At 52.9% G+C, this 25765-nt stretch carries 20 protein-coding genes; 10 read left to right on the top strand and 10 right to left on the bottom strand.

The features are described 5' to 3' along the window. Positions 1-168: 168 nt before the first annotated feature. The 7 genes from ACMHXE_RS09245 to ACMHXE_RS09215 all read right to left on the bottom strand — a co-directional run bounded on the left by ACMHXE_RS09245 (position 169) and on the right by ACMHXE_RS09215 (position 12236). Positions 169-1662, bottom strand: a complete 1494-nt coding sequence (locus ACMHXE_RS09245) for a hypothetical protein (protein ID WP_224868333.1) — start codon at positions 1660-1662, stop codon at positions 169-171. A 170-nt stretch (positions 1663-1832) separates the two neighbouring features. Next, positions 1833-5327 carry a hypothetical protein gene (locus ACMHXE_RS09240; protein ID WP_413732063.1) on the bottom strand — a complete coding sequence of 1165 codons (3495 nt, stop codon included), beginning with the start codon at positions 5325-5327 and terminating at the stop codon, positions 1833-1835. Between the two features lie 125 nt (positions 5328-5452). Further along, entirely contained in the window at positions 5453-6355 is a 903-nt protein-coding gene (gene pbpG, locus ACMHXE_RS09235; RefSeq protein WP_101057379.1) for a D-alanyl-D-alanine endopeptidase, read from the bottom strand. A gap of 74 nt (positions 6356-6429) precedes the next feature. Beyond that, entirely contained in the window at positions 6430-6855 is a 426-nt protein-coding gene (locus ACMHXE_RS09230) for an acyl-CoA thioesterase (protein WP_224868337.1), read from the bottom strand. Between the two features lie 173 nt (positions 6856-7028). Continuing rightward, positions 7029-7709 (bottom strand): acireductone synthase, encoded by a 681-nt coding sequence (mtnC, locus tag ACMHXE_RS09225; RefSeq protein WP_224868338.1) that lies wholly within the window; start codon positions 7707-7709, stop codon positions 7029-7031. A gap of 239 nt (positions 7710-7948) precedes the next feature. Beyond that, on the bottom strand, positions 7949-11080 hold the full coding sequence (locus tag ACMHXE_RS09220) for an efflux RND transporter permease subunit (protein ID WP_101055892.1): 3132 nt from the start codon (positions 11078-11080) through the stop codon (positions 7949-7951). Between the two features lie 13 nt (positions 11081-11093). Next, complete coding sequence (locus ACMHXE_RS09215; protein WP_413732060.1) at positions 11094-12236, bottom strand: efflux RND transporter periplasmic adaptor subunit; 1143 nt, start codon at positions 12234-12236, stop codon at positions 11094-11096. Between the two features lie 469 nt (positions 12237-12705). On the opposite strand from ACMHXE_RS09215, the gene ACMHXE_RS09210 reads away from it, so the two are divergent. Together ACMHXE_RS09210 and ACMHXE_RS09205 are read left to right on the top strand one after the other, a co-directional pair. Then, positions 12706-13653, top strand: coding sequence for a LysR family transcriptional regulator (locus tag ACMHXE_RS09210; RefSeq protein WP_101055890.1), 948 nt, complete (start codon positions 12706-12708; stop codon positions 13651-13653). Between the two features lie 139 nt (positions 13654-13792). Further along, positions 13793-14530 (top strand): TorF family putative porin, encoded by a 738-nt coding sequence (locus tag ACMHXE_RS09205; protein ID WP_413732058.1) that lies wholly within the window; start codon positions 13793-13795, stop codon positions 14528-14530. Between the two features lie 156 nt (positions 14531-14686). Here the strand turns inward: ACMHXE_RS09205 and ACMHXE_RS09200 are convergent, their stop codons facing one another. Further along, positions 14687-15151, bottom strand: coding sequence for a GNAT family N-acetyltransferase (locus tag ACMHXE_RS09200; RefSeq protein WP_308427928.1), 465 nt, complete (start codon positions 15149-15151; stop codon positions 14687-14689). An 84-nt stretch (positions 15152-15235) separates the two neighbouring features. Next, on the bottom strand, positions 15236-15895 hold the full coding sequence (locus ACMHXE_RS09195; protein WP_165565923.1) for a 7-cyano-7-deazaguanine/7-aminomethyl-7-deazaguanine transporter: 660 nt from the start codon (positions 15893-15895) through the stop codon (positions 15236-15238). A gap of 237 nt (positions 15896-16132) precedes the next feature. Here ACMHXE_RS09195 and ACMHXE_RS09190 point away from each other — a divergent pair, with 237 nt between their 5' ends. Beyond that, a complete protein-coding gene (locus ACMHXE_RS09190) occupies positions 16133-16879 on the top strand; it encodes a substrate-binding periplasmic protein (RefSeq protein WP_224867748.1) in 747 nt (248 codons plus the stop codon). Here the strand turns inward: ACMHXE_RS09190 and ACMHXE_RS09185 are convergent. Next, the gene (locus tag ACMHXE_RS09185; RefSeq protein WP_413732056.1) at positions 16876-18234 is read right to left on the bottom strand and encodes an isochorismate synthase; all 1359 of its coding nucleotides are present in this window, start codon (positions 18232-18234) and stop codon (positions 16876-16878) included. The two genes, ACMHXE_RS09190 and ACMHXE_RS09185, sit on opposite strands and share 4 nt — an antisense overlap. A gap of 350 nt (positions 18235-18584) precedes the next feature. Here ACMHXE_RS09185 and ACMHXE_RS09180 point away from each other — a divergent pair, with 350 nt between their 5' ends. The 7 genes from ACMHXE_RS09180 (at position 18585) to ACMHXE_RS09150 (ending at position 25628) form a co-directional block, all read left to right on the top strand. Beyond that, a complete protein-coding gene (locus ACMHXE_RS09180; RefSeq protein WP_101055885.1) occupies positions 18585-20756 on the top strand; it encodes a TonB-dependent receptor plug domain-containing protein in 2172 nt (723 codons plus the stop codon). 2 nt (positions 20757-20758) lie between these two features. Beyond that, the gene (locus ACMHXE_RS09175; protein WP_101055884.1) at positions 20759-22108 is read left to right on the top strand and encodes an ATP-binding cassette domain-containing protein; all 1350 of its coding nucleotides are present in this window, start codon (positions 20759-20761) and stop codon (positions 22106-22108) included. Continuing rightward, positions 22098-22781, top strand: a complete 684-nt coding sequence (locus ACMHXE_RS09170) for an energy-coupling factor transporter transmembrane component T (RefSeq protein WP_413732053.1) — start codon at positions 22098-22100, stop codon at positions 22779-22781. The genes ACMHXE_RS09175 and ACMHXE_RS09170 overlap by 11 nt, the downstream gene beginning before the upstream one ends. Then, a complete protein-coding gene (locus ACMHXE_RS09165) occupies positions 22768-23322 on the top strand; it encodes a core component of ECF transporter (RefSeq protein ID WP_101055882.1) in 555 nt (184 codons plus the stop codon). The genes ACMHXE_RS09170 and ACMHXE_RS09165 overlap by 14 nt, the downstream gene beginning before the upstream one ends. Before the next feature lie 13 nt (positions 23323-23335). Then, positions 23336-24067, top strand: a complete 732-nt coding sequence (locus tag ACMHXE_RS09160) for a DNA-binding protein (protein ID WP_101055881.1) — start codon at positions 23336-23338, stop codon at positions 24065-24067. Continuing rightward, complete coding sequence (locus ACMHXE_RS09155) at positions 24068-24283, top strand: hypothetical protein (RefSeq protein ID WP_025009171.1); 216 nt, start codon at positions 24068-24070, stop codon at positions 24281-24283. A 163-nt stretch (positions 24284-24446) separates the two neighbouring features. Beyond that, positions 24447-25628 (top strand): HD-GYP domain-containing protein, encoded by a 1182-nt coding sequence (locus ACMHXE_RS09150; protein WP_226565170.1) that lies wholly within the window; start codon positions 24447-24449, stop codon positions 25626-25628. Positions 25629-25765: the final 137 nt, after the last annotated feature.

Here is a 25765-nt window from a genome sequence, read left to right as displayed (position 1 = left end):
CTGGTCAAAGAGTCCTTTGAAGGCACAAGTAAGGCAGAGTCGAACTGATACCCCGGATGAGATCCGTCAGCGTCTGCTGCCTTTGCTGCGGGAGTGAGCCCGGCGCCGCTATCACCGGGAGTTAGTTTTAAGCTCAGCGTCCCTCAAGGGGAACGCTCAAGCGCTTTGCTAAGAATGATTGCCGAAGCGTTGGAGATACTGCTGTTGGTCGAGCAGTTGCAGTTTATCGACCACTTGCTCACGTATATCCTCCAGCTCTGGTTTGCCAAGCCAAGTAAACCAGATATCCAACCAGCGTAAGTACTGCTGTTGTCTTTGCTGTGGGGTCGCTGATGGCAAAATATCGGCAAAGTCGGCGGCGTCTTCGTTATCACTGTCGAGTAGCTCGTTGGCCATTTCATAAGTCAGTAACCAAAAGTCATGGATTATCTGTTGGTTGGATTCAACCCAAACGCAGTAATCCACTATATGCTGATGTAACAGAGGGGCATGGGCCTGACTGGCGGCGAGTATCTCCAGCGGCCGTTGTGCCTCCAGAGCCTGAGGGTGACTGCCATCTTGCAGATATTGCCACAAGGCTTCTCCCTGGGGTTGCGCTAATACCAGAGGCTTGAATTGGCGTAGCATCTGTCCGGGGCGATAATCCTCATTGTCGTCGGCATCTTGCTGCCAGCCCTCGGCCGGGCAAGCCAGAGGGCCATCTGCCTGGCGTTCAAGTGATGCGCGTAGCGTATCTATTTCATCTTTGAGCCGAGCCTGAATAAAGTGGCTCTGTAATAGCGTCTCCAGAGCTTCACTCTCCTGGACGTCAAACCAGTCGATAGCGGCAGGGAACATGCTGATAAAAAAGAGTTGCACCGGATCGTCAGTCTCCGTTGTGCGCCACTCGGTTGCCAGCAGTTTGGGACAACTCAGTAAACGTTCACTCAGCAGTTGTTTGAATTGGAGATATCGCTGCGGATTTTGCTTGAGGAAGTCGGCCAGAGCCTGATGGCTTTGCATGCCGGTTTCATCCGAGTAGAAAAAGCCCTGGCGCAAACGGTCACTGTCACACCAGACAAAGGCTCGCAACATCTCCTCACTCCAGCCATTGAGGTTGAGCAGCCTCGCCATGAATTGCTCATAACCATTGCTGTCTTCATTATCCCAGTTGGCAACCAGAAAGTGCGCCAACCGCCAGGCCTGTTCAGGGGCTCGCCGAGCCAGCAGGAATAGGGCCTCAACGCCAAAGATCCGGGTTTCATCCAACCACATGTTGTACACATCGTTGTGCCAACGGGCGAAGGCTATCATGGCATCGGCGGTGGCCAGCAGTTCGGGGGTCAGGTGAGGGTGTTGCATGGCAATGGCGAACAGCAAAGGTTCAGAAAGGTAGAGGTCACACTCGTCACTGATGAGTGGCGGCAGCGTGAATACTTCGCCATCCGGGCCCAGACTCAGGGCTTCCTGCAGCAGGCTGCGCAGTCCTGAATCTTGCAGATCATCGATCTGCAGGCGGCGGTTGCCGCTGTCTGTCTCGGCGACAAATTCGATATCGAACATCCCTTTACGCAGAATAGTGCTTTGCTGCAATTGATGTCGGTATTGAGTCAGGGCTTGCGCTATGGAGAGGGGATCTTGGGGATCCAGCGGGATAAGTGTGTGCTTTTTAAATGACTGCATCTTCCTGACTCAGTTACTGTGCGGGCTAGACCCTTGAAAATAGTGGCGGCGATGATAACAAGCCTGTTTGCCGGATACATGCTCTCATATTCAGAAGTTTGAAGGGGAGCGGCAGAGACCATTCCATGCAGAGTCTCTGCGCGCCCTTCACTGTTTACCATGGGTGACAGTTAGACTAGTCCCGCCATGGCATCTCTGACCCGGCGGGAGCCATCGTTGGCTAGCGCCGAGAGCAACTCGGCAGCATCTGGATAGTCGCCTTCCAGGCAATCGATCAGCTCGATTTTCTCATTGACAGTCAACTGAGTAACAAGGGGCGTCAGCGTGCCGTTTCTCAGTTGAGCGACTAGCCAGTCACAGGGAGCTTCATATTCCCCCTTGCCGAGGCAAAAACGCAGCAGTTTCATCGGCTCAAGCCGCAGCGGCTCCAAGGTTTGCAGCAGCCAGCTCAGCGCGGCTTCCTGCAGCTCATCGCTGTCCTGGTATCTCCTGTCTATGTATCGCGCCGCTGGCCAGTCGCCGCGGCGCACCTTGTCGGCCATAAAGGCCCGCAATAGCTGCTTATCGAACAGTTCAAATCCCAATTGGTAGCCAAGCAGGAGCTGCAACAGTCGCTGCCGGGTTTGGGTGGGTAGCAGCCACAGGAACTGCTTGAGATCATAACGCTCGAAGGATGAGTAGATACTCAGCTCATCAAGGGCGAACAGGCGTTGCAGGCAGGTTTGCATGGCTGCCAGCGGCAGTTCACCACTCAGGTATGTTTGCAGTCGAGCATTGACCAAGGCAACCCTGGCATCTGCTGAGTACAGGGCCTTGAATGTCGCCAAGATCTCCTCGGCGCTGACACTCTCGTCAAACAGCAGCACCTCGCCCGGAACACCTTGGGGTAAGCCCTCCGGCGGTATCGCTTGGGTCAGTAATAATGCCTGCAACTCTTCACCCTGACGCCGAAGCAGGCTGACGTTGAGCCAGTCCCACCTGTCATCTTGGGCCTGCTCGCAAACCACAAGTTGCGGTGCGGCAACCACAGGCTGCTTTATGCCCTGCTCCAACAACTGGCAGCGGCCATCAAAGTCTTGAGCCAGTATCCGCTGCCAACTCTTGAGGTTGTCGCGAATAAAATACTCGAGGCAGAGTGACCACTCCCGCTGCAGCTCAGGGTGTTGGATAAAGCCTTGCCCGGGAAATTGCAGCTCCAGCAGTTCGAAGGCATTGAGCTTCTCTCTATCCGGCAGTCGTCTCAGTGCCTGCAGCAGTGTATCTGCCTGGCTCGATGAGGCTTGGGCCAACTGGCTCAGCTGCGCTAGCGCGCGCAGGGTGTTGGCGCCATCGCCGCTGCTCAGCGACAGTTGGAAGTCAAACACTGTCAGCAGGGCTTCACTGACGCCGAGTGATTGCATGCTGCTGACAAAGCCCTGGCGCTCGGTATCAGAGTCAAACTCAGGGTCGAAATTATCGTCACTGTAAGGCATGGCGGCATAATGCAAGAGTTTGAGTGGCGCCAGTTCCAGCAGCCATTGCCACAGGCGCCGGGCCAGTATGAGAGCCGGTGCTTGCGGCTCATTTGGCTGAGTCGAGGAGTGAGTGAAAACGTGCTGCGAGGCCAGCAGGAAATAGCACAGCATGGCACCGCGGCGAAAACCGTCTTGTTTGTCGAGCAGTAGGTATTTGGGCTGGAAGTCACTGATGGGCTCCAGGGTCAATTGGCGGCCAACACTATCACGCCCTCTTCGATAGAGCTGGTCTTGTGCCAGTTGCAGCGCCTCAAGCTCACAAAGAGATGACTCGGGCCGACAGATAAACGCCTTGAGCGGCTTGGCATCGTCTGCGGCCTGCTTGAGCACTTGCCCGGCAAGCAGTTCCCAAGGACTATTAGCGTTTAATCTCTCGCTCAGCGCCCGGCTGATGGCGTCATGGCACCCGGCCAGACTATCCTGTTGCCAAAGGAAGGCCAGCAAAACATAGTGGCCGAGCTCCATTTGGCTCAGAGGCCAGTTATCCGGGTTGGCAAGCTGCCGGTGTTGCCGGAATAAGGCCAGGGTCTTGTTCAACAAGGGGCGGTTGTAGACCTGGCGCTTGTCGTTCCACTGCTGCAACAGTTTAGCCAGTTGCGCCTCGAGCAGCGCCTGCTCACTGGTGTCACTGAGGTTGCCGTAGCGCTGCAGATATTGGACATCATCGAGCAGTCCTTCATCGTCGACCAGGTTTTCGCGGATCTCTTCCAGTTCGGGTTTGCCAAGCCAAGCGAACCAGATATCCAGCAGGCGTAAATACTGCTGTTGCCTTTGCTGCAGACTCTTTGATGGCAAAATATCGGCAAAGGCTTCGACGTCTTCTTGATCACCATAGAGCAGTTCATAACGGCTATCACTGAGAATGCTGCTCAGCTCTTCGGCAATATGCCGATTGGATTCTGCCGTAACGCAGTAGTCGACTATGTAGTGATAGAGCCCCAGGGCTTTGGCCTTACAGGCGGGAATTAATGCTATTGGTTGCTGAGCCGCCAGCGCCTGGGGTTGGCGGCCATCATGCAGATATTGCCACAATGCCGCGCCTTGGGGTTGCGCCAGTACCAATGGCTTTAACAGACGCAGCAGCCTGCCCGGCCGCTCATCGTCCTCATCCTGATAGTTGTCGTCTTGCTCATCTGCGTCGGTTTCGACGCTTTCGGTTATGCCGCATCTGTAACAGGCCAGGGCGCCACTGGCCTGGCTCTCTATGGCGGCGCGCAGGTCGCTTATCTCCTCTTCGAGACTGACGCGAATAAACTGGCTTTCAAGCAGGGTATCCAGCCCCTCGCTCTGTTCAACTTCAAACCAGGCAAACTCAATCGGGTACATGCTGACAAAGAAATGCAGCACGGCATCGACTCTGCCGAGTGGGCGGTCTTCGGCGGCGAGCAGTTTCGGGCTATTGAGTAAACGTTCGCTCAACAGCTGTTTGAATAGAGGATATTGCTGTGGATTTTGCTTGAGGAAGTCGGCCAGAGGCTGATGACTCTGAATGCCGGTTTCGCCGCTGTAGAAGAAGCCCTGGCGCAAGTGGTCGCTGTCGCACCAGACAAAGGCCCGCAGCATATCCGGGCTCCAGCCATTGAGCTCGAGCAGCCGAGCCATATATTGCTCATAGCCATTGCTGTAGACATTGTCCCAGGCGGGGATCAGAAAGCGTGCCAATAGCCAGGCCAGTTCGGGTGTGCGTCTGGCCAGCAGAAACAGGGCCTCGACCCCGAAAATGCGGCTGTCGTCCAGCCACATGCGCTGCAGATCATTGTGCCTGCGGGCGAAGTCTATCATGGCCTCGGCGGTGGCCAGCAGTGCGGGTGCCAGGCGAGAGTGTTGCATGGCAATGGCGAACATCAAGGGTTCAGAGAGGTAGAGGTCACACTCGTCGCTGATGAGTGGCGGCAGCATGAACCCTTCGCTATCCGGCCCCAGGCTCAGGGCTTCCTGCAGTAGGCTGCGCAGTCCTGGGTCTTGCAGGTCATCGATTTGCAGGCGGCGGTTGCCGCTGTCTGTCACGGCGACAAATTCGATATCGAACATGCCCTGGCGCAGAATAGTACCTTGCTGCAGTTGTTGCCGGTATTGCGCCAGCGCCAGGCTGATGGAGAGGGGATCCCGGGGATCCAGCGGGATAAGGGTGTGCTTTTTAAATGACTGCATCTTCCTGACTCAGTAACTGCGAAGGCCAAAGGCCTTTAAAAGGTGGCGGGATGATAACAAATACCGATATGGGGACGACCGCGCAAGAGCAAAAACCTGCGCTGGGTCGCCGGTGGTTTTGAATATTAACGGGCAGAGAGCAATGATTGACGCTCTGTTTGCTTTTGCTGTTTATAGTCCAGTGCTTCTTGGGGAACCTGACTGACTTTACCGGTTTCCAGCCACTTTTTTAAGCGGTTGGCATCGGCCAGATGGCTCAGCTTGCCGAAGGCGTCCAGTACCACAAAGGCGACTTCCCGCTTGGCCATTTGGGTCAGCATTACCAGACAGCGACCGGCGTCATCGGTATAACCCGTCTTGGAAAGCGAAATTTGCCAGTTTTTCTTGTTCACCAGGCGATTGGTGTTGTAAAACGCCAGATTATATCTGGGTTTACGAAACATGACGCTGAGGTTGGGCGCCGAGCTCAGCTCGCCTATCAAAGGATACTTTTTAGTCTCCTGCAGCAGTTTGACCAAGTCTCTGGCGCTGGAGACATTCTGTTCCGACAGTCCTGTGGGTTCGACAAAGTGGCTGTCCGTCATCCCCAACTCTGCCGCCTTGGCATTCATCGCCTGGATAAAGGCTTGGTAACCGCCGGGATAGTGATGTGCCAAGGTTGCGGCGGCGCGATTTTCCGAAGACATCAATGCCAGTGCCAGCGCCTCTTTGCGTTTTAACTCACTGCCGATACGGATACGAGATACCACATTTTGCATGACTTGGGTTTGGCTGACATCCACGGCAATTCGCTCGTTGAGCGGCAACTTGGCATCCAGCGTCACCAGCGCCGTCATCAACTTGGTTATTGAGGCGATAGGTTGCACCTGCTGCGGGTTGTCCTCATAGAGGACTTCACCGGTTTTCATGTCTACCAAGATAGCGCTGGCCGAGGCCAGTTGCTGTTCAGGAGAAGAAGTGGCTCCGGGTGCAGATTTGACCTGGAAGCACATGAAGCAAGTCATGAAGAACAGCAGAAAGAGTCTCATTGAGGGGCTTTTCTCTTATTATTGTGTTTATTAATAGGAAAAAAGTGTAATAGAGACTCACTCGAACACCAACTTTATTCTTGGTATTCCTTGAGAATTGCCAGCAATTCTTGCGGTAATTTGGCCTTGGTACCTTTGTTAAAATCGTACATGACGGCGACAGAGCTACCTGTAGTGGTAATGGCTCGCTGTGCCTTGCTGTACGCCTCGTAATGCATGGTAAACCTGTCTTCACCTATATCGCTGATTTTGACCCCTATCAGCAGGGTATCCGGGTAGGTGACTGGACGTTTGTACCTGGCTTGGTTTTCGCTAATCACCGGCCCCATCCCCTGTTTGTACATCTCACCCAAGGGAAAATGGCGATTGAAGAAGTCGATTCTGGCGCTCTCAAAATAGCGGAAATAGACCACATTGTTGACGTGTTGCAGGGCATCCATTTCGCCCCAGGCCACCGGGATTTGCGAGTGTTGTGGGTAACGCTGAGTAAAATCTTCCATATTTAAACGACCGTTTTATTTTTGTTGGCTCAGGATAACAACAGCGGCTCTCTGTCTCAAGAGGGGAACAACATTCCGTACAGGCGTTTATTTTCCGGGATAAGAAATAGGTGTTGTAAACAATAAGGGGAGCCATTGGCTCCCCTTGATTCATCAGTTAACTCGGGCGGTTATCAGTCAATCTTCAGCTCGGCGAAACTCTTCACCTGACGGAAATCACCTGTGCGTTGCCCGTCTTCACGCACCATCTGGCAGGTGAGCAGTCCGGCTGCAGCTGCGGCCTTAAGCTCTTCCAACATGTCTGAGACAAACAGTATCTGCTTCGGGCTGAGGCTTATGGTGTTAATAATGTTGCAGTAGGCTTGCTTGTCCAGTTTGCCGCCGGTGCGGGTATCAAAATGACCGTTGAACAGCTCGGTCAGATCGCCGCCATCACTGTGGCTGAACAGCAGTTTCTGGGCTTCCACCGAGCCGGAAGAGAAGCTGTATATCCTGAGTCCCTGAGCCTTGTATTCCTTGATGGCTTCAATGAAGTCAGGATAGATGTGGCCGGTAAATTCGTTCTTCGCATAGCCCTGTTTCCAGATCAGGCCCTGCAGTGTCTTCAGCGGCGTGGCCTTGCGATCTTCGGCAACCCATTGCTGGAGTATTTCTATTACCCGCGGCAGATCGGCATCCGGTTCCAATGCCATCTCCTTGGTGTCGCTGATACAGTTCTCTACCAGAATATTATCTTGATAGCGTTCCAAAAATTCCGGCAATGCCTTGGCCGAATAGGGGAAAAGCACATCCTGAATAAAGTTAAGATCTGTCGTAGTGCCGGCGGTGTCGACGACTATGGCTCTGATACCCATAAGGTGAATTACTCCAAAAAGTGCTGTTTTCTGTGCAGATCCTAAGCTTTATTGGCGCGCTTGACCAGCTTCTTTAACCCTTTGTTGCCCACCAATTTTACATTTTGGGCGGCATGACAAGCCCTAAGGCCGGATGCGAACCTAACAGGTATTAAGTGGTTGAAGCTGCATGTAGAAGTGATTTGCAACAGGCAACAAAAAGCCCGGCATATCGGCCGGGCTTTGAGGTGACAGGCGAATTATTTGGCCTGTTTTCGCAGTTTACGCTCTTCACGCTCACGCTTACTGAACATGCGCTCTACCACCACGAAAAAGAGTGGGATAAAGAAGATACCCAGGAAGGTTGAGCTGATCATACCACCCAGTACCCCGGTACCAATGGCGTTCTGACTGCCTGAACCCACACCTGTACTGACGGCCAGAGGCACAACCCCGAGACCGAATGCCAGCGAGGTCATCAGAATCGGCCGCAAACGTACCCGCACCGCGTGCAGGGTGGCGTCGACAAGTTTGGAGCCCTGCTCATAGTATTCCTTGGCGAACTCCACAATCAGAATGGCGTTCTTGGTTGCCAGACCCACAGTGGTCAACAGACCCACCTGGAAGAACACGTCGTTTGGCAGGCCACGACCATTCATGGCGATTAGAGCACCGATAATACCCAGAGGCACTACCAGAATAACCGCGAAAGGCACAGACCAGCTTTCATACAGGGCCGCCAATACCAGGAATACCACCAGAATCGATAGCGCGTAGAGCGCAGGCGCCTGGTTGCCTGACAGACGTTCCTCGTAGGAGAGGCCGTTCCATTCGATACCAAAGCCTGGCGGTAGCTGGTTAACCATGTCTTCCATGATGTTCATCGCTTCACCGGTACTGAAACCGGGGACAGTCGCACCCTGGATATTCATCGCCGGCAGACCGTTGAAGCGTTCCAGACGTGGTGAACCATACTCCCAGCTGCCGGTGGCAAAGGCTGAGAAGGGCACCATGTCTCCCTGGGTGTTACGCACATACCAGGAGTCCAGATCTTCAGGTTGCATCCGGTATTTGGCATCGGCCTGAACATAAACCTTCTTCACCCGACCACGGTCGATGAAGTCGTTGACATAGGAGCCACCCCAAGCGGCAGAAAGCACGTTGTTGACATCACCTATGTTGACGCTCAGCGCCCGTAGCTTGGCATGATCTATATGCAGCTGATACATGGGCGCATCTTCCTGACCATTGGGGCGTACACCCACCAGGTTGGGATTCTGAGCCGCCATGCCCAGCAGTTGGTTACGGGCCTGAACCAGCTTTTCGTGTCCTTGGCCATTTTTGTCCTGCAGGAAGAGGTCAAAACCGTTGGCCGTACCCAGCTCAATTACCGCAGGCGGTACGAAGGCAAACACGAAGGCTTCTTTCATCTGGCTGAACACCGCCATGGCTCGGCCGGCAACCGCTTGAACATCACTGCCTGGAGCCGTACGTTCAGACCAGTCTTTCAGTCCGACGAAGGCGATACCCATGTTCTGCCCCTGACCGGCAAAACTGAAGCCCGCCACACTCAGAACCGATTTGACGTTTTCGTCTGCCAGGAATTGATCCGAGACTTTTTCCAGTACTTTCATGGTACTTTCCTGAGTCGCGTTGGTTGGCAGTATAGTCTGGGTAAACAGCATGCCCTGATCTTCGTCCGGCAAGAAGGCGGTTGGCATACGGATAAAGATCCAGCCTACGGCCACAACCAGCGCCAGATAGACGGCACTCATACGTACTGAACGTTTGATGATGCTGGCAACAGTACTTTCGTACTTGCCAGTCATGCGATCGAAGTTACGGTTAAACCAGCCGAAGAAGCCGGTTTCGGCATGGGTATGCCCCTTCTTCAGTGGCTTAAGCATAGTGGCACAAAGTGCCGGAGTCAGAATGATGGCCACCAATACCGACAGCGCCATCGCCGATACGATAGTGATGGAGAACTGACGGTAAATCACCCCGGTAGAGCCTGACATGAAGGCCATGGGAACAAATACGGCTGACAGCGTCAGACCAATACCCACCAGGGCTCCGGTGATCTGCCCCATGGACTTCTTGGTCGCTTCTTTGGGGCTGAGTCCCTCTTCGGACATTACCCGCTCAACGTTTTCCACCACCACGATGGCATCATCCACCAAGAGACCGATGGCCAGTACCATGGCGAACATGGTTAGGGTGTTAATCGAAAACCCGGTGAAAGACAGGATAGCGAAGGTACCCAGCAATACTACCGGCACCGCAATCGTTGGGATCAAGGTTGCGCGGAAGTTTTGCAGGAACAGATACATGATGACGAACACCAGTACCACGGCTTCCAGCAGAGTATGAACTACACCTTCGATGGAGTTCTTTACGAAGGGGGTAGTGTCATAGGGATACACCACCTGCATGCTGGCCGGGAAGAAGGGACGCATCTCTTCTACCTTGGCGCGCACGGCTTCGGCGGTATCCAGTGCGTTGGCACCAGTGGCCAGCTTGATCGCCAGACCTGTAGCAGGGCGTCCATTGTAGAGTGATTCGATGGAATAACTCTCAGAGCCCAGTTCAACCTTGGCGACATCACTCAGATAGACATTGGCACCCGAGGGATTCGATTTGAGGATGATGTTGCTGAATTCCTCAGGCGTTTGCAGACGGCTCTGAGCCGAGATAGTCGCATTCAACTCCTGACCTTGAACCGCAGGGGCACCACCCAACTGACCGGCAGAAACCTGAGCGTTCTGTTCTTTAATCGCAGCGATTACATCCAGAGTGGTCAGGTTGTAGTTGGTCAGCTTCAGTGGGTCGACCCAGATACGCATTGAGTACTGGGCACCGAATAGGGTGGTTTCACCCACACCTGGTACCCGACTCATGGGATCCTGAACGTTGGAACCCACGTAGTCGGCGAGGTCGGCCTTGGTCATGGAGCCATCATCTGAAATAAAGGCGACCACCATCAAGAAGCCTGAGCTGGACTTGTTAACCCTGACACCTTGAGCCGTTACTTCCTGAGGCAGCAAAGCCATGGCGGCCTGCAGCTTGTTCTGTACCTGAACCTGGGCGATGTCGGGATCCGCCTCGGCGTTAAAGGTCAGAGTGATTTCGGCGTTACCGAAGCTGTCACTGGTGGACTTGATATAGCGCAGGTGGTCGAGTCCTGTCATGCGCTGCTCAATCACCTGGGTCACAGAATCTTCAACAGTTTTGGCCGACGCACCTGGATAGTTGGCCGCAACCACAATGGTTGGTGGCGCAATATCCGGGTACTGGGAAACCGGCAGGGCCTTAATGGCCAAGACACCTGCCAGCATGATAATAATCGCGATCACCCATGCGAAGATGGGGCGATCGATAAAGAAACGTGCCATAACTTCCGCCCTGTTATTGCTGGTTTGCTGTCATGGGTTTGGCCGTCACAGCCATGCCGGGACGGATTTTTTGCAGCCCTTCGACAATCAGTTTGTCACCTGGCTTGAGTCCTTCTGTTACCCGCCACTGGTGATTGATGACATCGGCAGTCTTGATCACCCTTGCTTCAACCTTGTTTTCGGCATTCACCAACATGGCCACAGCTTCACCCTTGGGACTACGGGTGATGGCTTTTTGTGGTACCAGAATCGCTTGAGGATCGACACCTGTGTTGAGAATGGCGCGCACATACATACCAGGCAGCAGCGTATGGTCCGGGTTAGGGAACTCGGCTCTCAGCGTCACAGAACCTGTGCTCTGATCGACACTGACTTCGGCAAACTGTAAGCGACCCTTATGATCATAAGTCGAGCCATCTTCCAGCAGCAGAGTCACTTCGGCGTCATCGGAAGCCTGTAGTTTACCGGCTTTCAACATGCTCTTGAGACGTAGCACCTGGGTACTGGACTGCACTATATCCACATTGATGGGATCCAGTTGTTGGATGGTCGCCAGTGGCTGAGCCTGGTTAGCAGTCACCAGAGCACCGGCAGTAACGCTGGACTTACCGATACGACCGGAGATAGGTGCCTGTACTTCGGTATAGTTGACGTTAATGGTTGCAGTATTGATGGCCGCCTTGGCCACTTCCACTGCTGCCAGCGCTTCTTTATAGGAAGCATCTGCCTTGTCGTACTCTTCTTTACTTATGTACTTGGTTTTGACCAGTTCCTGATACCGGGCCTGAGTTGCCTTGGCAGAAGCCAGAGCCGCTTCGGCGCGGGCCAGATCCGCCTTGGCGCTCTGTAGAGAGGCCTTATAGGTAGAAGGGTCAATTTGATACAGTGACTCACCCTGTTTCACATCACCGCCCTCGGTGAAGCTACGTTTCAGAATGATGCCATTAACCTGAGGCCGAACTTCGGCTTCAAGGAAAGCTATGCTGCGCCCAGGCAGTTGCACTTGCAGTGCCTGCGGAGCCGACTTGACTTCCAGGACACTGACTTCCATAGCGGGGGCCGCCTGATTGCTTTTGGCTTGTTCAGCTTCCGACCCACAGGCCGTCATCCATAACGCCATACTTACAACTGAGGCAACTTTTAGTACATGCCGCATGATAACTCCTAATCAGTATCTGCTTGCCGGGAAGGGAAAGTGTCTTGTACGACAGGCTTCCTGGCGCAGTTCGCCAGCAAAATTTTCGAACCCATATTTATCGCACAAGCATTCTGTATCAACAAGCTACAGGATAAGCGAAAAGTGTAAATGAATGAAAATTTTTTAATCAATAAACGACACTATTGCCATTTATTTACATTTAGTTGTGAGATTTATGAATTCAACAACTTATGTATCCAAATCCCGTTTCTGCCCGTTTGGAAAAGATTCTGTTTTTGCCCTGGAGACAAAGACACCTTTCCCAACTGCAGCAAGCGTTTTAAGGTTGAGTGACCCATGGCTAAACCGCAGAAATTTCTCTGCACCATGCTGGATCCTCCACCGCGAGGCGAGTATTCTACTACTGTCACTATAATTTGATTAGTCATATAGAAATAAACCCACTGTCCCACAGGTGCAACAATAAATGGATCTAAACAGGGTACAAATATTTGCTCAAGTTGTTGAACAAGGTAGCTTTACCGGCGCCGCCAAGGCGTTGGGGCTAACCAAGACTACAGTTAGTCGCAAAGTCGCCGAGTTGGAGAAGGCGACCGGTGTTCAACTACTGTTCAGAACCACTAGGGCATTGAGGCTAACCGAGGCCGGTGCCGAATATTACAACAAGATCACCAAGATTCTGGTGGATCTGGAAAATGCCGAAGCCCAGCTCAGTGCCAACCAGCAGCGGGTTAAGGGCAATCTGAGGGTAGTCTGCCCTATCGAGATGGGACAGCTATTTCTCGGCCCGGTATTTGCCCGTTTTCTTGAGGCTTACCCGGATATTACCATAGAAGCTGAATTGACTAATCGCAAGGTGGATATGGTTGAAGAAGGGATAGATATACTGTTCCATCTGTGCGGCATCGAAGATTCACGCCTGCAGCATTATCAACTGGTGAAGACCAGCACCACCCTGATGGCCAGCCCTGAGTATCTTAAACGCCACGGCACTCCGCAGACCCCGGATGATCTTTGGCATCACAAGGGCATAGAGCAGGGGGGGATCCAGCTTATCAATGACGGTTGCTGGAAGATTTTTGATGGCAATGAATGGCAGGTGATCACTCCTGAGGTTCAACTCAAGGTCAATAATATTACCTTGGCCCGGGAAGCGGCCATTGCCGGTTTGGGGATCACTTGTCTGCCGCCGATGATCGCCGATGAAGCCTTACAAAAAGGGGAGTTGGTGGCCGTGCTGGAAGACTTTCCTATGGAACATAACACCCTGTTGCTGTCTTATCCAAAACGTGCCTACTTGCCTCGTAAATACATAATCTTTATTGATTTTATCTATCAGGCCTTGTTCGGTTACTGGGGTAACATGCTGCTGGAGATCCCCGAGTATGTGAAGCATCCCGAGGGTTTCGAATAAGCCGCTATGACTGCGGCGCTGCCGCAGTCATTCATAATTGTTCACATTCATTCCTTCACGGTTCATTCACCTAGATAACCCTGTTCATAACTTCTTCTTACTATCCGGGCTAACAATTCTCAAGCTCTGGTGGATAAAGATGAACCCAACTCATAAGCTGTTTTTATCAAGTTTGCTGCTGTGCAGCAGTTCCATGACTCTGGCTGACGAAGCTCCCCGTTTCGCCGGTGGTAGTTTTGCCGGCAATCTAACCTTTGCCTCTGACTATGTGTTCCGCGGCGAATCGGAAACCCTGGATGGTGATGTGCCCGTAGTCCAGGGAACATTCAGCTGGAACCATGACGCCGGTTGGTATGCCGGGGTATTTGCCTCCAACATCAAGTTTGCCGACCCCAATCTTGAGATAGTCACAGCGCCTTTCATCGGTAAGAGCGGTGAGTTGGGTGATTCAGGTTTCACCTATGATGTCATGCTGTTCTCATATCTCTATCCCGGCGCGTCTTACTCTAACTACACAGAGCTGTGGCTTAAACTCGGCAAGTCTTTCGGTCGGGCCAATCTGCAACTGGAAGTGACGCCAACTGTGGATGACTGGTTCGGTGTCGATGGTTGGCACGGGGTCAACTATGCCTTGCACCCCAGCTATGTTTTCGAGAATGGTATCAAGGTTTCTGGCTCTGTCGGTTATCAGGACTTGAACGGTAATGGTGCCGAAGGATGGGGACACTGGAACCTGGGGGTAAGCAAAGAATTTTATGGTTTCAACCTGGATCTGCGCTACCACGGCAGTACGGTTGAAGCAGATCACAAGGTCTATGGTACCCAGACAGAGATCTTCGATGACAGGTTGGTGATAGGAATCAGCAAAGCGTTTTAAGAACTGCTTCCCTGCAGTCTTTGTGAGTACGCCATTTGGCGTACTCTTTTTTTAGGTAAGGTGCGAACAAGCCCTATCTGTGCTCTGCGTCGGCTAACAGGCCTGGATGTAAGGCGTGGTTCGCAGCAAATACCCCTAGTCCTTTGCAAGACTTCCTTAGTACATGCTCTTTTCAAGATAGAGGCGGTTGTCGGCAATATGCCCAGGCTCGGCGCGGAAATCCACCACCTGATACTTATGGCTGATCAGCATATTCAACATAGAGCGGAACTGGTTGCGGGTCTTAACTTGGATCTGTTTGTAACCGGCTTGAGTGGCCCAACGCTCCTGTGCTTCCAGCATACTGCGCGCCAGCCCCAGACTGCGATAATCGGGTAATACACCGCCTAACCAACTGTAAAAACAATGCTCGTCCAGAGCATAACCCAGCTTGAATCCCGCCAATTCACCTTCCACAAAGGCCAACAACAATAAACAGGCATTGCCTGTCAGTCGACGTTCGAACTCTTGCTGTTGGTAGCCGGAATCAAACTCGGGGATCTGAGCACTCAAGGCCATGATCTCGTCGATCTGTTGCTGATCTATTTCAGTAATAGCTTTGATTTCAATGGAGTACATCATTATTCTCTCAACGGGCCGCAAAATGTCACAGATTGCGGGATAAAAACTGGCCAAAATTATAACAGGTCTGGCCAGTTGAATGCATCAGGAGAATTGCTGCTGGTTTTCTGTCTGCAAGATCTTGTCCTGTAGTACCCGCAGCAGCACACCATAAGCCGGCAGGAACAGCCCCAGACTAACCAACAGCTTGAAGCTGTAATCCACTGCGGCAATTTCCGGCCAGTTGGCGGCCATAAAGGGGTCACTGGAGGCGAAGAAGGCGATACTGAAGAACACCAGAGTATCCACCAGGTTGCCCACCAGGGTAGAGGCCGCCGGAGCGACCCACCAGGCACACTGGCGGCGAATTCTGGCAAACACTGCGATATCCATCAACTGGCCCACCAGATAGGCGGCAAAACTGGCAAAAGCGATACGGAATACAAAGGTATTGAAGTCCGACAGGGCACTCAGCCCCTGAAAGTTACCCTGATGAAACAGTACGCCCATGGCATAGGAGATTAACAAGGCCGGTAGCATGGCCTTGAAGATGATCTGCCGGGCGGTAGCTTGGCCGAATATCCGTACCGTCAGATCGGTTGCCAGATAGACAAAAGGAAAGCTGAAGGCGCCCCAGGTTGTGTGGAAGCCGAATAGCTGAAATGGGAGCTGCACCAGATAGTTACTGGCACTGATAATAAGGATGTGAAAACTGACCAAGAGGATCAGTGCGCGTTTGAGCTGCGCGCCGGTTAACATTAACATATTGTGACCTTTTTAGTTGGCTGGGCGGGGTGAGGGAACCCGCATTTTCGGTTTGACCGAAAGGGCGCACATTATAGAGCCCAAAATTCAGCTGACAAGAGGGAAGCGTAAAAAATGTCCAACCCATCTAAGGAAGTTCCTATATTTGGACCTTTAAGTCTATGCAGGGCAGGCATGGGACTTGTTCGCACCTCCCTTAAAGCTACTCTACACTGAAAGGGAAGACAGGAGAGTTAAATGAATCGAATCTGCTGCCTGCTGCTGGCCTTATTGACGTTTGTCTGGCCGGCCATTGCCGAACCGACCAAGATCCAGATAGCTACCGCCAGTTGGGGCGGTTATACCGAAACCAATGGTGAAGGTTATTATTTTGAGTTGTTGCGAAGGGTATTCCCCGAGCCGGAATGGCAACTGGAAATTCAGTTTGTTCCTTTCCCTCGCTCTCTGTATATGTTGGAGCGCGAACAGGTTGATATGGTGTTAGGGCTTTATCTGGGGGATATCTCCAAGGGAATTTACAGTGCTCACAAAGTAGAAACCGAGGTGATAGATGCTGCAGTAACTCCTGAACTGGCCAGTGTTTGGCAAGGTATGGTGTCTTTGACCCATAGAAAGGTTCAGGCTTTGATCGCTTATCGTTTTTTTACCTTGACCCAGGTGCCCATGCTCTATCAAGAAAACAGCAGCCTGCTGGAGATGCTGCGTAAGGTGAATGAAGGCAAAATCGATGCCGTACTCGATTATAAACCCGACATGCAGCCACTGTTGTCGCAGTTGGAACAGCCAAGAAAATTGGTACTTATCGAAGATGTGCTGCGGGCAGATGTTTATTTTGCCTTCGCCAATAATCCCAAAGGGCTCGAGCTGAAGGCCTTGTTTGACCAAGGCTTTGAGCAGTTGGAGCGTTCCGGGGAATTGGCAGAGATTAAACTGCAGAGCCTGGAGTCGCTGCAACTGAGGGTACAGGAGCAGCCATCACCTTAAAAATCCAGCAAAATCGACATTATGGTGGCGAGTTTGTTTTCCAGCTCCTGCCACTCGGCTTGTGGATCTGAACCTGCGACTATGCCGGCACCGGCAAACAGGTTGATACAGCCGGGTTCCAGCAGGGCGCAGCGGATGGCTACCGCAAATTCACTCTCATATTTATTCAGATAACCACAGGCTCCGGCATACCAACCACGCATATAGCCTTCCCGCTGGCGCAGAAAACTGATGGCAGATTCCCGCGGTAAACCACCGACGGCCGGGGTTGGGTGCAAGGCCTGCAGCAGTTGAAAATCTTTCACCCCGTGACGCAGTTCGGCACGAATCGATCTGTGCAGGTGTTGAATATGGTTGAGTTTGAAGATGGTGGGTGTCTCATCGGCACCGACATAGCGGCTCAGCGGGGTCAACGCCTTGACAATATGCTCTCTGACAAGCTGATTTTCATTACTATTCTTGTTGTCATCCAATAGCTGCTGCGCCAGGCGTTCATCTTCTTCTGGGCTCAGGCCGCGAATGGTAGTACCCGCCAGTGCTTCGGTATACAGTTCCTGCTGCTGACGGCGATAAAGGCGTTCGGGTGAGCAGGAGATAAAGCTGCGCTGTGGGCTGAATTCGAAACCGAATTGAAAACTGTTGGGGTTACGTCCTTGCCAACTGGCCAATACTTGCCAGGGATCCGGAGTGTCTTTCACCTGTAGCTGAGTCAGGCGTGACAATACTACTTTGGGAGTGTCCTGATTGAATTTAGGGGCGGTAACTTGTTCCACCAGTGTCTTCCAACGCGGATAATCGGGCCTGTCATTGCGTGACAGTTGTTCAGTCTTGGTCGGTGGCGTCATGGGGCGGGCCGGCACCAGTGCATCCAGTGCGGCTTGTGCTTGGGCTATCTCTTGCTGCTGGTCTCCCTGCCCCAGATTCAGATTAACCAAGAGCCGGAAATAATCTGAACTGCGCCTCAGCTCAATTCGGGGTAACAGGAATCTGGCGCGGCCGAACTCGGGCCAGGAGGCGATTTCGCGATCGAAGGCGACGCCGCCGTAGTAGCGGATCTCCTGGTTACTGGAGTAGGCCCGTTGTGTCTCATAGACTTCGGCCAGAGCCTCGTCTGTGACTTCATCTTCGAAACGGAAATCCAGGCAACTGCCGATGGCGGCCACCTCCTCGAGTCTGTCCCTTCCTTGCCAATAAATTCTTGGGTAGCTGGGCTGGGAAGCCAGCCAGGAGATCAATGGGATCGCCTGTACCTCCGCGGCCAGTTGGACAATAGGTTCTGCTGGTGTCAGCTTGGCCAATTGACACAGCTTGTCTTTGAGTGACGAAATGGCCTGAGACAGGGTAAGTGCAGACAAGGGGAGCTCCGAACATCCGAACAAAGGGATCCGGAAGCAGAAAGCGTCCGGCTAACAGTATCTTTAACACAAACTAAAGTTCCACACCTCGAGTGTCAAGCCGTCGAAGGGGCCGGTGTGACGTATAGCATGATCCCATTAATCAGCTTAGGTTAATGTGATGTAAGTGGACATTTTTGCTAGGCAAATTGTCTTGCTGGGACAATCTGTCCGTAGTCGACTCTGTTATCTACTCCCTTTGTATTAATTTGTCGATCTGTATTGGTTTTTACCGTCACTGAGCTTGTAGCTTTTTTGGGCGGCGCCAGAATAGCCCGGATAATCCCAATCAGAAACGACAGAAGAGCCTTATGTCCCATATTCCGGTAAAACTCTCTGCCCTCGCACTGGCGCTGGGCTGTGCCATGCAGGCCAATGCGGCCTCTATTGAACGTGACCCTCTGGTCAATAACGCCATGGACGTGATAGTAGTGCACGGTGAGCGTGCCAACGCCACCGAAGTTGCCACCACCAACTGGAGCATTTCTGAAGAAGAAATCAAAGCTCTGGGGGCCCAGAGCCTGGATGAGGTGTTGAAGAATGTTCCCGGCGTTTACGTGCGTTACGGCGGTGAGGGCACTCCAAGGGTGGATATCCGTGGTTTCAAGACCCGCCATGTCACTCTGTTGATCAATGGTGTACCGGCCAATAGTGCCGATGATGGTCAGTTTGATCCCAGCGTGATCCCAACCAGCCAGATTGCCAGAGTTGAAGTCTCCGTTGGCCCAACCTCGGTTCTCTATGGTCCAGGCGGCGCCGGCGGTGTTATCAACATCATCACCAAGCGTGGCGACAGCGCTCCGGCGGTATCCGGCAACCTGGAATTGGCCAAGGATGACACCTTCAAGGGCGATATCAGTGCCGCCGGTTCGGGCGATAACTGGCAGGGACTCATCAGTGCAAGTTATCAGCACACAGATGGTTTCCCTATGTCTTCTGACTATCAAACCACTGAGTATCAGGATAAATATCAGCGCAACAACGCAGATAAAGAACTGTCCAATCTGTATGCCCAAGGCAGCTATTGGCTCAGCGATAATACTCAACTCATTGCCAATATGGCACTGCGTTCGGGTGAGTGGGGCAAGCCCCCAAGAGATGGCAGCGGCAGTGGCCGGGTGAAGTTTGAGCGGGTCGATGACTATGATTCACAGACTTTCCAGTTGGGCCTGGCACATAAGTTCAATGATACTTTCACTTTCCGTGGTTTTGGTTATCACAACCAGAGTGATACCTATGAAACCGTGTACGGCGACAACAGCTACGCCGAGCTGACTCAAGCTCAGGATGGCACCTCCAAAGTGCAGGGCGCAAATCTGCAGTTGATCACCGACTTCGACACTGCAGGTATCCTGACTACCTCAGTGATTGCTGAAAAACAGAGCTGGGAAGCGGTAGCTGAAAGCTTTGGCTCCTCGAAGAAGTCCGGCAGCAGCAAGATTGCAGCAGCCAAGGGCTCTGGCGGCGGTAATGGCTCAGGTGGTGGCAGCGGTTCCGGCGGCGGTAGTGGAACTGGTGGTGGCAGCGGTTCAGGCGGCGGTACTGGAACTGGTGGTGGCAGTGGTTCCGGCGGCGGTACTGGAACTGGTGGTGGTAGTGGTTCCGGCGGCGGCACTGGAACTGGTGGTGGCAGCGGTGAGTCTTTCGATGATTCGGCCTGGGTTTATACCGCCGCGGCCGAGTATCAGTTCCAGTCCGACGGTGATTGGGGCTTTACTCTGGGCGGCGCATACCACGACATGGACAAGACCGAAGGCAATGAGAATGATTACTCGGCGCTGGCCTCAGGTTTCTGGCAAGTGGCTGACGATACCCGTCTGAGCCTGAGTGCGGCTCGTAAGGTACGTTTCCCCTCCATGCGTAACCTTTATTCCCTGTCTTCCGGCAATCAGCAGCTGGAAACTGAAATCTCCAAGCATGTTGAGTTAGGGTTGGAGCAGGGGCTGGGTATGAATACCGAGCTGCAACTCTATCTCTATCACACAGATGCTGATGATTACATTGCCAAAGATGCCAGTGGTATGTATCAGAACATAGGCAACTATCGCTTCCAGGGTTTGGATACTGTGCTGTCCAACAAGAGTATAGATAATCTGGATTTGAGCTTGAGCTACAGTTATCTGCACGCTGAAGACAGAGACAGCAGCACAGGTTTTGATGGTCTGGACTATCGTCCCAAGCATCAACTGCGTTTCCAGTTGGGCTACAAGTTGCCGACCGAGACTCGTATCCACCTGAATGTGGAACGTATCATGGATCAGAACTACTACGATCAGGAGAAGATCGGCGGTCAGAAGGTATGGCAGGAGAAATCCTTGGATGATTACACCCTGGTGGACATCAATCTGGTACAACCTTTGCTTAAAGATAATCTAGAGCTCTATTTACGAGCCACCAACCTGTTGGACGAGAACTACTATCAGAGTGATTCTTTACCTCAGGCTGGTAGACAAGTCTTTGTTGGGATTAACTGGCAGATCTGATAATGCGCTTACTCGAACTCGAAGGGATCAATTTCAATCATGGTTGTTTGCAGCCTTTGATATTGAGGGATCTGGATCTGAAAATAGAATCCGGATCCTGCCACTGCATCAGTGGCCCCACGGGTTCGGGTAAGTCCAGTTTGCTGGCTTTGCTTGCCGGGCTGCAGCGGCGTCCCTGTGAAGGCGGTATTTTCCGTCGTCAAGGGTTGTTGGTGGGTCTGGTGATGCAAGATCCCCAAGTGCAAATATTGCGTCAAACAGTTGGTGCCGAGGTGGCCTTTGCCTTGGAAAACCTCGGTGTGCCCAGCGGCCAGATGATCTCCAGAGTTCAGCATGCATTGCGCCGGGTGGGGCTGTTTGTCTCGCTGGAAACTCAAGTCAGCAAGTTGTCTCTCGGACAGAAATATCGCTTGATGATTGCAGCCCAGTTGGTGAGTGAACCTGCGGTTTTGCTGTTGGATGAACCTTGGGCGCAACTGGATGATACCGGTGTCGATGAATTGCTGGCAGTGATCCGTAATCTTCGGGCTGAAGGTATGGCTGTGGTACTGGTGGAGCATAATCCCCAGGCTTTTGCCTCGGTTGTTGAACACTTTTGGTACCTGGACCAAGGGCGCCTGTTTCCCGGCAGTTACCGGGTCGAATCCGCCAACCATTTGAAACGCCTGGAGCCGGACCGAAGTCGGGAACTGGTCAGTGCCACTTCATTTGAATTTCGTTATCAGGGGCATTCGCCCCTGTTTGTGTGTCAGCAGGGCCTGTCTTTGGGCGCTGGAGAATTGGTCACTCTGACCGGTAACAATGGTTCGGGCAAGAGTAGCCTGCTGAAGGCGATAGCCGGTATTCAACCCGCGGTGGCGTCCATGCCGCTAAGGGTCTTTGGCCGTAAACCCAAGCCTGGTGCCTATGGCTCCATGTTGGGTTTGTTGATGCAGCGTCCCAACCGTCAGTTGTTTGAGGCCACAGTGATTGAGGAGATGCAGTTCAGCCTGCGCCGCTTCGACTTGCCGCTGTCTCGGGCAGAGAGCCTGCTTGAGCAGCTTGATTTGCTGCATCTGGCTCAAAGTTCCCCCCATACGCTTTCCTATGGACAGCAGCACTTGATTGCCCTGGCTTCTATCGCGTGTTTGACTCCCAGTTTGATGCTGCTGGACGACCCCTTGGCTGGGCTGGACGGCAAACATCTGGGGCAGCTTTGGCAGATACTCAACTATTTGCGTGAACAGGGAGGCAGCATAGTGATTGCCAGCCACAGACCCTTGCCAGATTTACCTTGTAGTCAGTTGTGGCAGTTGCAACAAGGCCAACTGGAAATCGAGTTTTCCCCAGAGGAGGTTACCTGTGTGGGTTAAAGGACAGCGCCATGGCCGCGCTTCTTCCAAGAGGCTGGATCTAGGTGTGTGGGGCAGTGCCACAGCTTTGATCTTGGTAGTGACTCTGTCATCGGCAGCCTTTCTCCTGCCTCAAACTCAGCTTCCCTGGCTGGCGGCTATCAACCTGATCTTGGTGGCTCATGGCATGCTGCAGCGTGGCGCCATAGGTGGGGTAATCCGCTTTGTTCTATTGCAACTCGGTTTTACTTTGGGGCTGTATGCACTGATGCATGGCGGCGAGCAATTGGGACAAGGCACCTTGGCGGTGGCCCGCATTACTCTGGCTTTGCTGCCGGGATGGTGGCTGTCGGTTACCGTGCGTCCGGAGCGGATCGGTGAAGTGTTATGCCTGGTTATGCCGGCCAAATGGGCCTTTGTGGTGGCCGCTTCTATAGGTCTGCTGCCCTTTATGACTCAGGAGATCGCCGAGATCTATCAACTGCAGCGACTGCGGGGGGCGCGAATTGCTCCCAAACAACTGCTCAATCCCCGCAATTGGCCTGAACTGGCCTACTGTGTGTTATTTCCCCTCTTGATCCAACTGCTTAAGTTGGCCAAACAGATGGCGCTTGCCGCCAAAAGCCGCCACTTTGGTCACACTTCCAAGCCGACCCATTGGCAGGATACCCGGAGCGAACATGGCAACAAATAACATCAAAGGATTTCAATTGCAGGATGCGCTCTTCATCGGCTTTTGTGCCACTTTATTGGTGGCGGTCAAGAGCATGCTCAGATTGAAGCTCGGCTTGTCGGGACATTCTATGCTGCTGATGAGCTTCTTCTATCTCACCTGTTACGGCATCGTCGGACGCATGGGTGCCATGACAGCTTGCGGCGCCTTGGCCGGAGTGGTTGCCATGACCTTGGGGGTGGGCAAAGGCGGCCCGCTTATTTTGCTCAAATTTGTGGTTCCGGCTGTGTCCATGGACCTGGCGCTTCTGCTGCTGGCTAATGCGTTTAACTTGCGTTGGCGTTTCATCGCCCTGGCTTTGGTGGGCTGTATCGCCTGGGCCGCTAAAGGGTTGGTTGAGGATTTGCTGGTGGGTATGAGTGAGCAGGTGGCCTTGGTGCGTTTTGGTCTCAAGTGTTTACAAGGTGGCGTCTTTGCCATAGTCGGGGCGCTGCTGGTGCCCCCCGTTTTGAGACGCCTCAAGGCTCACGATCTTCTCCACAAAGATATTCAGACAGATTGATTAAGGTTTATTGATGAAAGATTGGCTGATTTGTATAGACGATACCGATGATATCGGCACCAAAGGCACCGGTGAGATAGCTTCTGAGATAGCTGAGTTGCTGACCCAACAAGGTGGGCAAACCTCTTTGGTGACCCGGCATCAGCTCTATGTGCATCCGGATATTCCCTACACTTCCCACAATAGTGCCATGTGCTTTGGTTATCGCGGTGAGCTTACCTTAGAGACGATACGTGAGTTGGCCATAGCTCATCTGCTCAGGGAATCTGCCAGCGCCGCCGACCCTGGGTTGGCGCTCTTGTCTCTGGCCGGTTTCAGCGGTCAGGAAGCGCTGATGGCTTTTGGTCGTGAGGCCAAGCAAGAGGTCAAGACCAAGGAGCAAGCTTACGGTTTGGCCAAACGCTTGGGTATCAGTCTCAGCGAGCATGGCGGCACAGGGCAGGGTGTTATCGGCGCCCTGGCGGGCCTTGGGCTAAGGCTCACAGGTAATGATGGCCGAGTGAAAGGCCAGCTGCAATTTGGCCAGACAGATGAAGCGGCGCCTTTTGGCGTTGCCGACATACTAAAGCGCTCTGAGCTCGATGGCGTATTGACCACAGATGGTGAGTGGTTGCAGGAAACCGACACAGTGTGGCTCAGCGGCAAGGTCAAAGCCGTTTGGGCCGAGCATAAGTTTGCCCTCCTGGTCAGCAAACGTGGCGCCGAGTGGCACAATGCCGGTAAACAGCAGCTGAAGGAGTTCTGAATGCAGCAATGGTTTGAACTCAAGCAGGGCAAACGCCTGTTTCTCGGTGGCAGCAGCAATCTACAGGCCGCCCGCGAGGTAGCCGGTCAGTGTGTTTGTTTTGCCGAAGATGATGAAGATGAACAGATAGATGATGTGACCCGCTCCTGTTACAATTGCCAGTATCGCCGCTGGTTGAGTGAAGGGTTTCAGTGTCTTGGCCCAATATCTGAGTGAGATTGGCATCATAAAGGCAAACTTTACCCCCTTGGGTGCATAGGCATTTCCGGATTTGGCTTCTAGAATACGGCAAAGCCGAGTGACATTTGTTGGAGAGTCGTTATTAAGCCCTGACAAACGTTTTTCGGATAAGGACAGAAGCATTTGCCGGAGTGAAAGAATGACTGATGTGGTTCCGACAGCAGCCCTGTTGAAGTTGCCCGTCACCCGATTGGGGATAGGCATGTATGTCTCGGCCATTGAGAACAATGGCCGGTTAGCTGTCGCCAATGCCGGCCAGATCAGAAGCCGCCAGGCGATCAACAAACTCAGCAACAGCGGCATTCGCTTTGTCTGGGTCGATGTTGAGCGTTCCAGCGATGGCTGCGGCTTGAAAAAGCAGCCTCCCGTTTGCAATAGCCATCCTCGTAAAACCTCGGTTAACCCTGAATTGGCAAGAGGTCAGGCCAAACAGCTACTGACAGAGGCCAAGGGCTTAGTGCGCAAAGTCCTCAGTGAAACCTTCGAAGGCAAGGCGATAGAGGTCGAGCCGTTCGCGGCATTGGCAGACAATATGATCGAGTCGGTGATGCTCGACTCGGATGCGATGAAATGCATATCGGCGTTGAGATCCAAAGATGCCTACTTACTGGAACATTCGGTCAATGTCGCCTTCCTGCTGATCACCTTCGGTAAATACCTCAAACTGGATCGTGAGATGCTCAGACAGCTGGCCATCGGCGGTATTCTCCATGATATCGGCAAGATTAAGGTGGATAACAAGATACTGCACAAGCCGGGCAAGCTGACGCCGGAAGAGTTTGAGCACATGAAGTTGCACCAGACCTATGCCATCGAGATCATGGAACAGGCCAAGGGCTTGCCTCAAGTGAGCAAGGATGTGTGTCTGATGCACCATGAAAAACTCGATGGCCGTGGTTACCCAAGGGGCCTGAAAGGGGATGAGTTGACGCTGCATGGGCGTATGAGCTGTATCGTAGATATTTATGATGCCCTTACTGCCACCCGCTGCTATAAAGAGGCGATGAGCCCGGCAGCCGCCTTTAAAATTCTGCTCAGTCTGACGCCCTTTCATCTGGATGAGAGCCTGGTGTACGAATTCATTCGCTGTATCGGTGTCTATCCGGTCGGTTCTTTGGTGCAACTGTCCGATGGCCGAGTGGGCATAGTCTGGGAATCCAAAGACAGAGATGTGTTGCACCCCATAGTCAAATGCTTCTATTCCTTGAAGTTTAAGCGATATACCGATGTAACCATGGTGGACTTGCTAAAGTCGGATCTCAATATAGACAGAGGTGTGTCGCCCAGCTCATTGGATGTCGACCCCAAGCCCTTCTATTGATCTGGAGGTAAACTGGGTAAACTGATGGGCCCGCCGAGTGGTGCAACGTAGTTCACTTAAGCGGAGCTGCCTTGTGATTAACAGGGTATCGGGTCTTTGATATTTTTACCGCCCTAGGCCGATTTGGCTTAGGGCGT

It is taken from the genome of Shewanella sp. BJSY2023SW007, from assembly GCF_047314525.1.
Taxonomy (GTDB): Bacteria; Pseudomonadota; Gammaproteobacteria; order Enterobacterales; family Shewanellaceae; genus Shewanella; species Shewanella chilikensis.
The sequence above is the reverse complement of the archived record's forward strand: the minus strand, read 5'-3'. Positions and strand labels throughout refer to the sequence as shown.

Excerpts from the sequence above, each read along its gene's own strand:
- ACMHXE_RS09245 (WP_224868333.1), bottom strand. The coding sequence starts at position 1,662 with ATGCAGTCATTTAAAAAGCACACACTTATCCCGCTGGATCCCCAAGAT.
- ACMHXE_RS09240 (WP_413732063.1), bottom strand. The coding sequence starts at position 5,327 with ATGCAGTCATTTAAAAAGCACACCCTTATCCCGCTGGATCCCCGGGAT.
- pbpG (WP_101057379.1), bottom strand. The coding sequence starts at position 6,355 with ATGAGACTCTTTCTGCTGTTCTTCATGACTTGCTTCATGTGCTTCCAG.
- ACMHXE_RS09230 (WP_224868337.1), bottom strand. The coding sequence starts at position 6,855 with ATGGAAGATTTTACTCAGCGTTACCCACAACACTCGCAAATCCCGGTG.
- mtnC (WP_224868338.1), bottom strand. The coding sequence starts at position 7,709 with ATGGGTATCAGAGCCATAGTCGTCGACACCGCCGGCACTACGACAGAT.
- ACMHXE_RS09220 (WP_101055892.1), bottom strand. The coding sequence starts at position 11,080 with ATGGCACGTTTCTTTATCGATCGCCCCATCTTCGCATGGGTGATCGCG.
- ACMHXE_RS09215 (WP_413732060.1), bottom strand. The coding sequence starts at position 12,236 with ATGCGGCATGTACTAAAAGTTGCCTCAGTTGTAAGTATGGCGTTATGG.
- ACMHXE_RS09210 (WP_101055890.1), top strand. The coding sequence starts at position 12,706 with ATGGATCTAAACAGGGTACAAATATTTGCTCAAGTTGTTGAACAAGGT.
- ACMHXE_RS09205 (WP_413732058.1), top strand. The coding sequence starts at position 13,793 with ATGAACCCAACTCATAAGCTGTTTTTATCAAGTTTGCTGCTGTGCAGC.
- ACMHXE_RS09200 (WP_308427928.1), bottom strand. The coding sequence starts at position 15,151 with ATGATGTACTCCATTGAAATCAAAGCTATTACTGAAATAGATCAGCAA.
- ACMHXE_RS09195 (WP_165565923.1), bottom strand. The coding sequence starts at position 15,895 with ATGTTAATGTTAACCGGCGCGCAGCTCAAACGCGCACTGATCCTCTTG.
- ACMHXE_RS09190 (WP_224867748.1), top strand. The coding sequence starts at position 16,133 with ATGAATCGAATCTGCTGCCTGCTGCTGGCCTTATTGACGTTTGTCTGG.
- ACMHXE_RS09180 (WP_101055885.1), top strand. The coding sequence starts at position 18,585 with ATGTCCCATATTCCGGTAAAACTCTCTGCCCTCGCACTGGCGCTGGGC.
- ACMHXE_RS09175 (WP_101055884.1), top strand. The coding sequence starts at position 20,759 with ATGCGCTTACTCGAACTCGAAGGGATCAATTTCAATCATGGTTGTTTG.
- ACMHXE_RS09165 (WP_101055882.1), top strand. The coding sequence starts at position 22,768 with ATGGCAACAAATAACATCAAAGGATTTCAATTGCAGGATGCGCTCTTC.
- ACMHXE_RS09160 (WP_101055881.1), top strand. The coding sequence starts at position 23,336 with ATGAAAGATTGGCTGATTTGTATAGACGATACCGATGATATCGGCACC.
- ACMHXE_RS09155 (WP_025009171.1), top strand. The coding sequence starts at position 24,068 with ATGCAGCAATGGTTTGAACTCAAGCAGGGCAAACGCCTGTTTCTCGGT.
- ACMHXE_RS09150 (WP_226565170.1), top strand. The coding sequence starts at position 24,447 with ATGACTGATGTGGTTCCGACAGCAGCCCTGTTGAAGTTGCCCGTCACC.